Origin of the sequence: Ferrimonas balearica DSM 9799, from assembly GCF_000148645.1 — a bacterium.
Lineage (GTDB): Bacteria > Pseudomonadota > Gammaproteobacteria > Enterobacterales > Shewanellaceae > Ferrimonas > Ferrimonas balearica.
The window spans coordinates 2912744-2926466 of sequence record NC_014541.1; the positions used below are offsets into that span (position 1 = coordinate 2912744).

The 13723-nt window shown below is 62.9% G+C and carries 12 protein-coding genes; 1 reads left to right on the forward strand and 11 read right to left on the reverse strand.

What is annotated here, in order from left to right; genetic code table 11:
• Position 1: 1 nt before the first annotated feature.
• The 7 genes from folC to fabB form a co-directional block, all read right to left on the reverse strand.
• Positions 2 to 1252: a bifunctional tetrahydrofolate synthase/dihydrofolate synthase gene (folC, locus tag FBAL_RS13420; RefSeq protein ID WP_013346117.1), complete on the reverse strand. Its 1251-nt coding sequence runs from the start codon at positions 1250 to 1252 to the stop codon at positions 2 to 4.
• Entirely contained in the window at positions 1249 to 2124 is an 876-nt protein-coding gene (accD, locus tag FBAL_RS13425) for an acetyl-CoA carboxylase, carboxyltransferase subunit beta (protein WP_013346118.1), read from the reverse strand. Before accD ends, folC begins: the two co-directional genes overlap by 4 nt.
• Positions 2125 to 2360: 236 nt before the next feature.
• Positions 2361 to 3152, reverse strand: coding sequence for a tRNA pseudouridine(38-40) synthase TruA (gene truA / locus FBAL_RS13430; protein ID WP_013346119.1), 792 nt, complete (start codon positions 3150 to 3152; stop codon positions 2361 to 2363).
• 79 nt (positions 3153 to 3231) lie between these two features.
• Positions 3232 to 4962, reverse strand: a complete 1731-nt coding sequence (locus tag FBAL_RS13435) for a FimV/HubP family polar landmark protein (RefSeq protein ID WP_013346120.1) — start codon at positions 4960 to 4962, stop codon at positions 3232 to 3234.
• 93 nt (positions 4963 to 5055) lie between these two features.
• Positions 5056 to 6066 carry an aspartate-semialdehyde dehydrogenase gene (locus tag FBAL_RS13440; protein WP_013346121.1) on the reverse strand — a complete coding sequence of 337 codons (1011 nt, stop codon included), beginning with the start codon at positions 6064 to 6066 and terminating at the stop codon, positions 5056 to 5058.
• 6 nt (positions 6067 to 6072) lie between these two features.
• Complete coding sequence (locus FBAL_RS13445) at positions 6073 to 7191, reverse strand: 4-phosphoerythronate dehydrogenase (protein WP_171814270.1); 1119 nt, start codon at positions 7189 to 7191, stop codon at positions 6073 to 6075.
• Positions 7192 to 7325: 134 nt separating this feature from the next.
• Positions 7326 to 8549, reverse strand: a complete 1224-nt coding sequence (fabB, locus tag FBAL_RS13450; RefSeq protein ID WP_013346123.1) for a beta-ketoacyl-ACP synthase I — start codon at positions 8547 to 8549, stop codon at positions 7326 to 7328.
• A 126-nt stretch (positions 8550 to 8675) separates the two neighbouring features.
• On the opposite strand from fabB, the gene mnmC reads away from it, so the two are divergent.
• Positions 8676 to 10646: a bifunctional tRNA (5-methylaminomethyl-2-thiouridine)(34)-methyltransferase MnmC2/FAD-dependent 5-carboxymethylaminomethyl-2-thiouridine(34) oxidoreductase MnmC1 gene (gene mnmC, locus FBAL_RS13455; protein WP_013346124.1), complete on the forward strand. Its 1971-nt coding sequence runs from the start codon at positions 8676 to 8678 to the stop codon at positions 10644 to 10646.
• Positions 10647 to 10650: 4 nt separating this feature from the next.
• Here the strand turns inward: mnmC and FBAL_RS13460 are convergent, their stop codons facing one another.
• The 4 genes from FBAL_RS13460 to FBAL_RS13475 are packed head-to-tail and all read right to left on the reverse strand — an operon-like array spanning position 10651 to position 13723.
• Complete coding sequence (locus FBAL_RS13460) at positions 10651 to 10917, reverse strand: YfcL family protein (RefSeq protein ID WP_013346125.1); 267 nt, start codon at positions 10915 to 10917, stop codon at positions 10651 to 10653.
• A complete protein-coding gene (locus FBAL_RS13465; RefSeq protein ID WP_013346126.1) occupies positions 10911 to 12041 on the reverse strand; it encodes an ATP-NAD kinase family protein in 1131 nt (376 codons plus the stop codon). Before FBAL_RS13465 ends, FBAL_RS13460 begins: the two co-directional genes overlap by 7 nt.
• On the reverse strand, positions 12010 to 12564 hold the full coding sequence (locus tag FBAL_RS13470) for an elongation factor P hydroxylase (protein WP_013346127.1): 555 nt from the start codon (positions 12562 to 12564) through the stop codon (positions 12010 to 12012). The genes FBAL_RS13465 and FBAL_RS13470 overlap by 32 nt, the downstream gene beginning before the upstream one ends.
• Positions 12548 to 13723: an MFS transporter gene (locus FBAL_RS13475; protein WP_013346128.1), complete on the reverse strand. Its 1176-nt coding sequence runs from the start codon at positions 13721 to 13723 to the stop codon at positions 12548 to 12550. The genes FBAL_RS13470 and FBAL_RS13475 overlap by 17 nt, the downstream gene beginning before the upstream one ends.

A 13723-nucleotide genomic window follows, 5' to 3' on the forward strand; every position in this document is an offset into this window, starting at 1 on the left:
GTTATCTCCTCGTCAGCCAATGGGATTTGGCTTGGGCAACAGTGTAAAAGGAGCCAAAGACGATGACCAGCGCCGAGTCATCTGCGGCGTTCACCGCGGCATCCAGCGCGTTCGCCACGCTGGCGTGGATCTCGGCCTGGGGCAACGGCTGAGCCAACCGCTCTGCGTCGGCCCCGCGGGGACCGCTCAGCGGTGCCAGATACCAGTGGTCGACCTGGTCCGCCAGCGCGGCCAGGGTGGCATCGATGTCTTTGTCTTTGAGCATGGCGCACACCGCATGCACCCGACTGGCCGACTGCTGACTCAGCCACTGAGCCAGATGGCGGGCCGCATGGGGGTTATGCGCCACATCCACCACCAACCAGGGTTGCGCACTGAGGGTTTCCAGTCGCCCCTCCACCCGGGTATTGGCCAGGCCCAGTTCAATCGCCTGGCGGGGCAGATTCGGCCACAGAGCCTCCAGCGCGGCCAACGCGGTCACGGCGTTATCCCGGGGAATGTGAGGCAGCGGCAGACCATCCAGTTGCCACTGCTGACCACGGAATTGCCACTGCTCAGCATCAAACCGGCCATCGAACTGTTCACCACGCTGACGCAACGATGCGCCGATGCGCCCCGCCTCGCTGGCGAGGGTCGCGGGCGGATTGGGCTCACCGCTGATGGCAGGACGTCCGGCCCGGAAAATCCCCGCTTTCTCCCGCGCTACGCTGTCACGGGTGTCCCCCAGGTACTCCTGGTGGTCAAGGTCGATGGAGGTGATCAGCGACAGGTCGGCGTCGATCAGGTTAGTGGCATCAAGCCGCCCACCCAGTCCCACCTCCAGCAACACCACATCGGGGCGGTGGCGGGCAAACAGATGCAGGGCGCCCAGCGCCGAGTACTCGAAAAAGGTCAGCGAGGTGTCAGCCTGAGCGTTGGCGATGGCTTGGAAGGCCTCGACATGTTCAGACTCAGGACGCTCTTCGCCATTGATACGAACCCGCTCGGTGTACCGTTCGATATGGGGGGAGCTGAATACGCCAACGGAGTAGCCCGCCGCCATCAGGATCCGTTCCAGCAGCGCACAGGTGGTGCCCTTACCGTTGGTGCCACCGACGGTAATCACGGTGCTGTCAGGCAGGGTATCGAGACCCAGCTGCTGGGCAACATGGCGGACCCGGGTCAGGCCTAAATCGATTTCGGTGGGGTGCAGAGCGAGGATATGATCAAGCCACTCCGCCAGGGAGTGGCTTGCAAAGGGACGCGGACTCATGCAACGACGTCGGCGATAACCAGGTCGTGGTGCGTAAACTTGGCCAGCAGACGGGCCACGGTGTCACGCATCTGGCGACGGTCGACGATCATGTCGATGGCGCCTTTCTCCAGCAGGAACTCACTGCGCTGGAAGCCTTCCGGCAGCTTTTCACGCACGGTCTGCTCGATAACGCGAGGGCCGGCAAAGCCGATCAGGGCGTTGGGCTCACCGATATTGATGTCACCCAGCATCGCCAGACTGGCGGACACGCCACCCATGGTCGGGTCGGTCAGTACGGACACGTAAGGCAGGCCACGCTCGCTCATACGCGCCAGGGCAGCTGAGGTCTTGGCCATCTGCATCAGGGAAAACAGCGCTTCCTGCATACGGGCACCACCGGAGGCGGAGAAACACACCAGCGGCAGGTTCTTCTCCAGACACACCTCAACGGCACGAACAAAACGCGCCCCCACCACAGAGGCCATGGAGCCGCCCATGTAGGAGAATTCGAAAGAGCAGGCCACCACAGGCATACCGTGCAGGGTACCTTCCATGGCGATCAGCGCGTCTTTCTCACCACTGGCTTTTTCCGCCTGGCTGATGCGGTCTTTGTATTTCTTGCTGTCGCGGAACTTCAGGATGTCCTGCGGCTCAAGCTCGGCACCCAGCTCACGGGTGCTGTCAGTGTCCAGAAAGCGCAGCAGACGCTCACGGGCACTGATGCGCATGTGGTGGTCACACTTGGGACACACTTCCAGGTTACGCTCGAGTTCTGCCCGATAGAGGATCTGGTCACACTTGTCGCATTTGCTCCACACCCCTTCCGGGACGCTGCGGCGACGGTCGGAGACCGCTTTACTCTTAGGCAGGATCTTCTTTAACCAGCTCATTTACAGTCCTGTATCCATTTGGGCCATCTGGGGCCTATCTGTTTCGAACCGGCAGGGATATTGGTGGGAAGGCTGGCCTTTCGGCCTGCGAGCCTTAACAGGCTGCCAATATGCCGGAATTAGAATGGCAAACATTAAACCACAAGGGGGTTTAGGGGGCTAACGAAAACTGGTCATACCCGGTGATCCCCCCTAATAGAGCGGCGATCACCGGCGAAAACTCAAACTTCGTGCGATTAGAGCGGATCGGGAAGAAACAGCGGACCCGGTTCCGCCCGGGGCAGACCAAATTCGGCCGGGTAATCCACCTCAACCAAATAGAGTCCCTCGGCCTTGGCGGTGGCTGCCGCCAGGTTGCGGTCCTTGCCTTCCAGCAGCTCTGCAATCCACTCCACCGGCCGGTTGCCCATCCCCACTTCCATGAGCGAGCCGGCAATGTTGCGCACCATATGATGGACAAAGGCGTTGGCCTTGATGTCGATGATGACGTACTGGCCCTGACGGGTTACCCGCAGGTGGTGGATGTTGCGCCACGGGGTGCGGCTCTGGCACTGAATCGCCCGAAACGCGCTGAAATCGTTCTCCCCCAGCAACTGCTGGCCAGCCTGGTGCATCAGCGCCTCATCCAGGGGATGATGGTAGTGGCTGACGCCGTGGCGCAGGATGCCCGGACGCAGGCGGTTGTTGAAAATGATGTAGCGATAGCGGCGGGCCGTGGCGGAAAAACGGGCGTGAAAGTCATCGCTGACCGGTTGCGCCCAACGCACCGCGATGCCGTCCGGCAGGTTGGCGTTGAGGCCCAGGGTCCAGGCGGCGGGACGGCGGTCAAACTGAGCATCAAAGTGCACCACCTGGCCGGTGGCGTGCACACCAGCGTCGGTGCGGCCGGCACAAGCCACTTCCACCGGATGGTTGGCCACTTTGGCGATGGCGGCTTCCAGGCGCTCCTGTACCCCGACCACCTCACGCTGGCGCTGCCAGCCGAAATAGCCGTGGCCGTCGTACTCAATGCCTAATGCGATGCGCATGTTTGCCCCCTGTAATGCGTTAGGGGGCGCATTATAGCGGCGAAAAAAAACGGTGGCCATCGCCACCGTTTCGGATTTTTTACAGCTGCTCCAACAGCGTGCTGGCTTCCGCCTTCTGCTCTTCGTTGCCGTCGTAGGCCACTTCCTTAAGCAGGGCACGAGCACTGTCGTGATCGTCAATCTCGATGTAGGCGCGGGCCAGGTCGAGTTTGGCGTTGATGGCGCTCTCATCCTCCACCATCTCACTGCCCATTGGCGCGCCTTCCATTTCGAAACGCACACCCGGGTAGGCCACTTCCACCTCTTCCTCGCTCTCTTCCAGCAGCTTGTCGATGTCGATAAAGGGCTCATCGTCCATCGCCGGCGTGGCTTGAGCAGAGGCCGGGGTGGGCTCCGGCTCGGACGGCGTCGGCTCCGCCTGCTCAAAATCAGAGGAAGCGGGGTAATCCAGATCCGGCAGTGACTCCGGTTCAGTGGCCGGCTGGATTTCCGGTTCAGCAAACAGGCCAGGTGCCTCCTGGCTCGGTTCGGGCTTAGGTTCGGGCTTGGGTTCCGGCTCAGCCAGCAGGGTGTCAAAGTCGGTATCCACCGATTCGGGCGGTGCTTGGGTCGGTTCCGGATCCACCGGCTTATCCACTTCCGCCAGAAGCGCATCCAGGTCATCGTCCATCATCAGGTGGCTATCCAGGTCCACCTCATCACGGCCAGACTCCTGCTCCCGCAGCAGGTCGCTGAGGGACTGGCCCTCCTCTTCCATCTCCGGGTCCAGTTGCACCGAGGCGGTCTCGGCCTCGTCGAACTGCGGCGGCTCCAGGGTGCCGTCGTTGTGCTCTTCATCCTGAACGGTTTCATCCGCAAACACCGCTTCGTCGCGTTGCTCAACCGACTCATCGCCCTCCTGATCGCTGCGGCGACGCAGCCAGGCAAACAGAGCCAGCAACAGCGCCAGCGCCGGGATCACCGCCGCCAGGGTCAGCAACCACGGGTTACTGGCCAGGCTCTGCCAGAAGCTCGGCGGCTCAGCCGCTTCAACAAACTCCGGCTCCGCCACCACCGCATCCGGCTGGGGCTGAGGCTCAACCTCTGCCGGCAGCGACGGTTCCACCATCTGCTGCTCCAGCTGCTGGTTGACGGTTTGCTGCTCATCCAGAGCGGCCTGAAGCAGCGCCATCTCGGTGTTAAGGGCATCCAGGCGACGCTTCAGTTGCTCATTCTGCTCCAGCATCACCGCCAGCTCCTCAACGGAGGTTGCCAGTTCGCTGCGCAAACGCTGCACCTGTTCGCCATCCCCCTGCTGCTCCGCCAACTGGGCGGCGAGACGGCGGTTTTCCGCTTTCAGGCGGTCAAGCTCGGCGTTGTCCACCACCGGGGCGGCAGGCTGAGTCGGTGCCGGTTTGGCCGCAGCGGGCTTGGCCGGCGCCGGTTGCCATTGCTTATCATCCTGGCGGGCCCGGGCCTTGGCTTCACTGGCGGGCAGTGAGGCCATTACCGCACGGGTGGGAATGCGCAGGATCTTGCCGCGCTCCAGGCTGTTGAAGTTGCTGGAGTTGAACGCATGAGGGTTGGCCTGGAATATCGACAACATCACCTGGTATACGGTGATCCCCTGGTCCGGCCGGACCTCATTGGCAATCCGCCACAGCGTATCGTTACGAGTGGTGGGGCCGTACTCCTGGAACTGGGTGTCCGCCACCTCTCTGACTTGCCCATCCGGGCCAGCGATGCGAAGTGTCTGGGCCGCCAGCCCGCTGCTGAGCAGGGCCGCGCTAAGCAGGGTCGCCAGGCAGATGCCGTGGGTCCGTGTTTTCATGCGTTCAATCCGTTTGTTGATGGTCGCTGAGCCAGCTTACCTAGATAGTACGACCCAAGCCGGCCTCAGATAAAGCACTCAGTTTAAAGGATATTACAGGTATTCGCGCACCAAAAGTTCGGCAATCTGCACGGAATTGAGTGCCGCCCCTTTGCGTACGTTATCCGCCACCACCCAGAGGTTCAGTCCCTGCGGGTGGGAGATGTCCTGACGAACCCGGCCGACAAAGACCTCATCCTGACCCGCGGCATTGGTAAACGGGGTCGGGTAATCTTCATCGTCGGCCATCAGGGTCACGCCCGGAGCCTGCTCCAGCAGTGCCTTCGCCTCTTCCGCAGAGGTGGGCAGACGGGTTTCCAGGTGGATCGCTTCCGCGTGACCATAGAACACCGGCACCCGCACCGCAGTGGCATTCACCTGAATATCGGCATCACCAAAGATTTTTTGAGTCTCCCACACCATCTTCATCTCTTCTTTGGTGTAGCCGTTGTCCATGAACTGGTCGATCTTGGGCAGCACGTTGAACGCGATCTGCTGGTCAAACACCTCATGGGTCGCCGGTTGGGCGTTCAGCAACTGACCACACTGCTTGGCCAGTTCCTCAATCGCCTTGCGACCGGCGCCAGAAACAGACTGGTAGGTGGAGACGTTGATGCGCTCGATGCCGTACGCGTCGTGCAGCGGCTTGAGCGCCACCACCATCTGGATGGTGGAGCAGTTCGGGTTGGCGATGATATTGCGGTTACGGAAGTCAGCCAGGGCGTAAGGGTTCACTTCCGGCACCACCAGCGGGATCTCCGGGTCGTAGCGGAACTGGCTGGTGTTGTCGATCACCACACAGCCGGCATCAGCGGCGATGGGGGCCCAACGCTCAGAGACGCTGCCACCGGCGCTGAACAGGGCAATCTCCACCTGGCTCCAGTCAAACGACTCCACATCCAGCACATCCAGGGTTTCACCGTGGAAGGAGACGGTTTTACCGGTGCTGTTGGCGCTGGCCAGCGGGTACAGCTTCGCCACCGGGAACTCACGTTCCTCGAGAATCTCAATCATGGTTTGGCCAACGGCGCCGGTGGCGCCCAATACCGCGATGTTATATGCCATTTGCGCTTACTCTTTAGTGTCAAATCCAAGGGCAGCGAGGGTGGTCGCCGCCCGGGTGTCTGTGGTCTGCACCGTCAGTGCAGAAAACTCCCGCCGTGCCAGATTGGCCTTACGGCGGGCATCAAATCCTCCCGGCTCGGTGATCGCCTGGCGAAAGCGGCGATCCTCCTCTGCCAGATCATAGACCCGTCGGCACAATCCCAGCAGGCTGGCCTGGTCCAATGGGCCGTCCAGGGTGACCGGGGGCAGCCTCGGCACCTCAAGCAACTGGGCCAATGAAGGGGTGGCGGGCATCGCCTCCAGAGCCGCCGGGCTTTGGGCCAGTGCCTGATGCAGCATCTGGGTGCCCCGGATTTTACCCTCCACCGAATAACCGGCAATGTGCGCCGTGGCGATGTCGCTGCAGTCGACCAGCGCGGCCAGCGGCTCCGGTTCCCCCTCCCACACGTCCATCACCAGGCGCAGATCCGGTCGCGCCGCCTTGACGGCCACCAGGGCGGCATTGTCCACCACCTCACCGCGGCTGGCGTTGACCAGCCAGCTGCCGGGTTTCAGTGCGGCCAGACGCTTATGATCAAGCAGGTGAAAGGTGTCCGTCTGATTCGGGACGTGACAGCTGATCACATCACAGCAGCCCAGCATCGCGTCCAACGTCAGCCAGTTGCCGCTGGCGCCGGCCGCCTGTTTGGGCGGGTCACAGTGCCAGACCGTCAGCCCCAGTGCCGCCAACCGGCGCGCCACCGCGGAACCGGTATTGCCGAGCCCCACCAGGCCAATGGTACGGTCCTGCAGGGCAACGCCATCACGCTCTGCCAGCTCCAGCAGCGCGGTAAGCACGTACTCACCCACCGCCTCGGCGTTACAGCCAGGGGCACTGGCCCAGTGGATGCCACGGGATTCCAGCGCTTCAATATCGAGGTGATCCGTACCGATGGTGGCGGTACCGACAAACCGCAGTGACGGCATCGCCGCAATCAGGGCGGCGTTCACCGGCGTCACGGAACGCACCAAAAGGGTGTGCACCTGTTTCAGCGTGGCGTCATCGAGTTGGTCGAGGGAGATCGCCCTGCCCGGGCGGGTATGGATGGGCGTCAGGTCCGCAAACAGCGGTTCCAGGCACGCCATGTTTTCATCAGCCAGGAGCATGTTGTGAAGGGGGGTTGTAAACGGTCCGGGCGGACAGTGTAACCGATGCGCCGGATTGGCGCGAGATGGGGAAAGAGCGGGCCCGATGCGGAATCACCGGGCCCGACAAGCGGTTAAGGCAGCTTGCGGAAAATCAGGCTGGCGTTGGTGCCGCCGAAGCCGAAGCTGTTGCTCATCACGGTGCTGAGCGCCTTTTCCTGACATTCCGTCACGATGGACATGCCCTCTGCGTCCGGGTCGAGGTTATCGACGTTGATGGAGGGGGCAACAAAGCCGTGCTCCAGCATCAACAGGCTGTAGATCGCCTCGTGTACGCCGGCAGCACCCAGGGCGTGGCCGGTCATCGCCTTGGTGGCGCTGATCATCGGGGTGTTGTCGCCGAAGGTTTCGCGGATGGCACCCAGTTCACGGGTGTCGCCTACCGGGGTGGAGGTGCCGTGAGTGTTCAGGTATTCCACCGGGCCAGCGCCGGCTTCTGCCGCCTGGGTCAGTGCCTGCTTCATGCAGCGCACGGCGCCTTCACCGGAGGGAGCCACCATGTCGTAACCGTCAGAGTTGGCACCATAGCCAACGATTTCGGCGTAGATCTTGGCACCACGCGCCAGCGCGTGCTCCAGCTCTTCCACTACCACGATGCCGCCGCCACCGGAGATCACAAAACCATCACGGTCAGCGTCGTAGGTGCGGGAGGCTTTGGTCGGGTCATCGTTGTATTTGGTGGACAGCGCGCCCATACCGTCGAAGCCCATGGCCAGGGTCCAGTGCAGCTCTTCGGAGCCGCCGGCGAATACCACGTCCTGTTTGCCCAGCTGAATCTGCTCAACCGCGTTGCCAATGCAGTGGGCACTGGTGGCGCAGGCGGAGCTGATGGAGTAGTTCACACCCTTAATCTTGAAGGGGGTAGCCAGACACGCAGAGGCGGTGGAGGACATGATGCGCGGCACCAGGTACGGACCAATTCGACGAACGCCTTTGCTGCGCAGGGTATCAGCCGCTTCCACCTGGTTGAGGGAGGAGGCGCCGCCGGTACCTACGATGATGCCGGTACGCTCGTTGCTGACCTGGTCTTCGCCCAGGCCGGAATCGGCAATGGCCTGTTCCATGGAGAGGTAGGCGTAAGCCGCCGCATCACCCATAAAACGCAGAACCTTACGGTCGATGTGTTCAGCGGGGTTGATCTTCAGATCACCCCAGACGCGGCTACGCAGCCCCATCTCTTCAAATTGTTCGGAGTAGCTCAGGCCGCTCTTGCCGGCTTTGAGGGCAGCTGTCACCTCTTCGGCGTTGTTACCGATGCTGGAGATCACGCCGATCCCGGTAATTACCGCTCTTTTCATGCTTCCATCCTGTAATGTTAGATCTGTCGCAAGCTGCGCTATGTTAGCGCGAAGCCCGGTCACAACTGGTCGGCTTTCACCAAAGGGCGTTAAAATAGCGCTCTGTCTTGCCCCATGAGGACTCCCGTGAGCACTACCTCATCCCCACACGCACTGGAATCAGCCCGCATCGATTGGTCCGATCCGGCTGCGCCTGTGTCCGCCCAGTTTGATGACGTTTACTTTTCCAAACACGATGGCGCGGCCGAAACAGACTACGTTTTTCTGCAGCACAACGGCTTACCCGAGCGCTGGGCCGACCATCCCCGCCGCCACTTCACTGTGGCCGAAACGGGATTTGGTACCGGTCTCAACCTACTGGTGTTGTGGCAACGATTCAATGCCCACCGTAAAGCCAACCCGGACGCCACCTGTCAACGCCTGCACTTTGTCAGTTTTGAAAAGTACCCGCTTAACGTGACGGACCTGAGTCGCGCCCACCGCCAGTGGCCCCAGTTTGCCGAGATGGCGAGCACCCTGCGTGCCCACTACCCGCCCGCCACCAGTGGCTGTCACCGTCTGGTCATGCAGGGTGGCGAAGTGGTGGTGGACCTGTGGTTTGGCGATGTGCTGGAACAACTGCCCACCCTCGACCGCGGCCACAACGGCGTGGTCGATGCCTGGTTTCTGGATGGCTTTGCGCCCAGCAAGAACCCGGAGATGTGGCAGCCCCAGCTGTTTGAGCAGATGGCCCGACTGTCCCGGCCCGGCGCCAGCTTTGCCACCTTTACCGCGGCGGGTGTAGTGCGCCGGGGGTTACAGGAAGCGGGGTTTGAGGTCAGTAAAGTGCCCGGATTCGGCCGCAAACGGGAGATGGCCCGGGGCCAGCTGGCCGCTTCAGCCCCCATTGTTGAACCGGCACAGCCGACCGAGGTCACCATCGTTGGCGCCGGTCTGGCTGCGGCGGCTACGGCGCTGGGGCTGGTGCGACGCGGAGTGGGTGTCACCCTGTACTGCCAGGATGAGGGCCCGGCCATGGCCGCATCGGGGAACCGACAGGGTGCCATCTACCCTCTGCTCAATCAGGCGGACGATGGCCTTTCCCGATTTTTCCAGCAGGCGTTCCCGCTGGCCCGGCAAACCCTGCTCAGCATGGTGGAGGCGGGCTACCCCATTGCCCACGAGCTCAGTGGCGTGCTGCAGCTGGCCATTGATGACAAAAGCGCGCAGCGGCTAACGGCGCTGGGTCAGTGCCCCTACCCCACGGAACTGGTGCACGGCGTTGATGCCTCCAGCGCCAGTGACATCGCCGGGGTGCCGCTGACTCAAGGGGGGGTCTACTACCCTCTGGGCGGCTGGTTGTGCCCGGCGGAGCTGACTGCGGCGCTGCTCACCGAAGCGCAGCAGAGTGGTCGCTTACTTTGCCACTACCGGCACCGCCTGACCGAACTGCACCATGACGGTGAACAGTGGCAGCTGCAGTTCGAAGAGGGCGCACAGGGCCGCGCCCAAACGGTGATTCTGGCGATGGGCCACAACAGTGCCGACCTGCCACAGACGGCGCCTCTGCCGCTCAATCCGGTTCGGGGCCAGATCAGCTACCCGCCGGAAGGCCCCACCACCGCACAACTGAAAACCGTGTTGTGTGCCGACGGCTACCTGGTGCCGGCTCAGGATGGACGGCTCACCTGTGGCGCCAGCTTTGGCCGCGGCGATGCCGGCAGTGACTGGCGCGCCGGGGACCGCGACGAGGTGGCTCAACGGATGACTCGCAGCTTTGGCGAGACCAACTGGCACCACGAGTTGGCACTGGATGACTCCGGCCGTGCGGCGGTGCGGGCAGCGGTGCGTGACCATCTGCCGTTGGTGGGTCCCCTGCCCGACTGGGACGCGTTGGCCCAATGGGAACCGGGTCAACCGCTGCCGTTGCAGCCGGGCTTGCACCTGGTGTCAGGCCTGGGCTCGCGGGGACTCTGCTCAGCAGCACTGTGCGCCGAGTTGCTGGTCAGCCAGCTGCTGGATGAACCCCGCCCCCAGAATCAGGATCAACAAGCCCGGCTGACGCCGGGCCGGTTGTGGATGCGAAAACGGCTGAAGGGGCAACCCATCAGCCGTTAAGGGATCAGCTGAGGCGCTGGGCCAACTCGGCCCAGGCGCCCTGCACCAGTGCCATATCCCCCGGTGCCAGTTCGGAGCGCGCCTGTTCCAGGTGCGCTTCCATACGGCTTTCCAGATCAGTCAGGCTGACCTCGGCTTGCTGCTCCAGCCCCGCCAACACCACAGCAAAGTGGCCCTGCAGATAGCCGCTGGCAAACACCTCATCGTCGCTGCCATTCTCCAGATGCTCAGCAACCCACTGATGGCAGATCTCATCCCACCGCTCTAACATAACGCGTCCTCCGGGTTGGCCAGGGGATACAACACCGCATCCCGATAGCCGGTAATGATTCGATAGTGCCCCTGCAGAGCGCTATCCAGTTGACTGTCGCCAGTGTCCGCCACCATAGGGCGGTGCGCCAGCGCGGTTAATTTGTTCTTACTGGCCAGGATAATGATGTTATCCCGGCCGATGGCCCGAATCACCGCCGGGCTCAGTTGCTGGTTACCCCGACCAAACAGGTGGCCCTGGCCGCCAATCAATGTGATCACCAACTTGGTGGGCACACCCTGTACCCGTTGCAGCAACTCGGCGGCGGTCAGGTCACTGGCCAGCAGTTGGCCGTCCTGTATCAGGTCCACCCCCAACAGGGTGTTGTCCAGTCCCAGTTCCGCCATCACCGCCGCCACCGTGGAGCCGGAGCCCATCACGTACTGCCACTCGGGGTCCATCTGCTCCACCACTTCAGCAGCGATGTCGTCGGTGACCAGAGCGTCATCCTCACGGCCGCCCATCTTCACCGCCTGAACGTAGCGCAGCGCCTCCGGCACGGTCATCTCGCCAAAGTAACGGGCCCGTACCTGACCAGCCCGAAACGCGGCTTCATCAATGTCACGCACTTCGCCATCGGTCACGCTGACCAGCTCACCCTTGACCATCTGGGCCGCGACGATGCCGCTGGCCTTGGGCGTCAGGCCATATACCCCCGAGTGGATCTTGACCCCGGCGGGCACCCCCAGTACCGGTTGCTGTGGCGCCACACTGGCGCACAGGTCACGGGCGGTGCCGTCCCCTCCGGCGAACAGGATCAGGTTGGGACGCAGCGGGGCCATGGCACGAACCAGTGTCCGGGTATCCTCGGCAGTGCTCGGCTCACTGGCCTGGTGCAGCACCTCGACATTGAAGCCCATTTCCCGGGCCAGCGATTCTCCCATAGCGCCGCTGCCGGTCAAGACCCGAATGCGCGCTTTCAGCGGCGCCAGATAGGCCAGCGCCTCGGCCATGCGCAGGTGGGCCCGGGGTTCCGCCCCCAGTGCAAGTGCCTGTTCGGCCACCTGATCGCTGCCTTTAAGCGCAACGCTGCCCCCCAGTCCCGCCAGGGGGTTAATGATCAGTCCCAGTGTAAACACGGCCATCATCCCTTAACTGAAAATCGTCCATCTCCGGCATCGGCCGGTCAAAATGCGCCGCCAGGGTCGCCATCAGGGCCCGGGTCCGGGCCGGGATCCCCTGCTGGTAAACCCGCTGCACTTCGCTCAGTACGGCGCGCCGGAACGCCACCCGGTCCACCTTAATGGCGTGATTGTCGACGCTGACATCGAACGGCTGTCCACAGGCCCGGCAGAGCATCCACTCCAGCGCCTGCGGACGGGCTTCCACCGCTTCGAATGCCGCCTGTTGCACGGCATCACGACCATCCGGCTGGTACCAGTAGCCGTAATCCACCTGTTCACGGCGGGCCGGCCCGGCCTGGCACCAGTGCGCCAACTCATGCAGGGCACTGGCGGTAAAGCCGTGGGCAAAGTAGATGCGATGATAGGGGCAGTGCCAGTCTGCCGGCAGGTACAGCGGCTCATCGGTGCCACGCACCAGACGGGTACCGTATTGCTGTCCCAGCGTCCGGTTAAACACCGCCATCAGTTCATCGACGTCGACCATCCTGCTCCCTGCCCATCAACAACAGTGCCACCAGCGCAGACGCGGCGGCAACGGCCGCCAGTGTCCAGGTCAGGCTGGCGCCGGCGCCATTGTGCCATAACTGGCCACTGATGTAGGCCCCGATGGCCCCACCCAGGCCGAAGCTGACGCTGGCGTACAACGCCTGAGCTTTGCCCTGATGGGCGGCGCTGAAGTTACGATGCACGAACTGGATGCCACAGGCGTGGGCCAGGCCGAAACTGAACGCGTGCAGCAGCTGGGCAACGCCGTGCCCCAGCACACTGGTGCCTGCCGCGTCCGTCAGTACCCAGCGTAACGAGGTCATCACGCAACACAGCGCCATCAGGGTTCGCACCGAGAATCGGCCCAGCAGGCGCGGCGCCAGCAGGAAGATGCCGATCTCCGCCAGTACCCCCACCGCCACCAGGATGCCGGCAGTGCTTTCGCCCAGCCCCAAACCACGCAGGTACAGCACGTAGAAGGTGTAGAACGGGCCATGACTGCCCTGCATCAGCATCGCCGCCAGCAGGAACAGCAGCACCGGCCGCTGCAGCAACTGGCTCATAAAGGGGATGTCGGTTTCCGCTTCGTTGCGGACACGGGGCGCCACTTCGGTCAGCGCCATTGAGGCGCCCAGCAGAGCCAGGAACAGCACCAGCCCAACCCAGGGCAGGTCCGCCGGGCCACGCAGGCCAAACCACCATCCGGCGCCCACCACCAGCACGATGTAACCCACGCTGCCGAAGCTGCGCAGGCCGCCATAATCCTGAGGCCGGTCCGCCAGGGTGGTCAGCGTCACCACTTCCAACTGGGCCAGAATGGCGTTCCAGAAGAAGGTGTAGATCCCCATCACCACCGCCAGCACCAGAAACTCCTTGGCCACAAACAGGCCCAGGTAGGTAAAGGCGGCCAACAGGGCACCGGCACGGATGATCCGCACCGGCGTGCCGAGCCGGTCCGACAGCGCCGCCCAGATGTTGGGGGCGATCATGCGGGTGGCAAAGAGAATCGCCAGCATCCAGCCGATCTGGGCCGAGTTAAAGCCGAGGTGATCCAGATACAGGCTGAGGTAGGGCACCATCAAGCCAAGGATGGCGTAGAACGCAAAATAAGAGGCCGCCAACGCTTTACGCTGACGGCCTTCCAGTAACGCACTCAT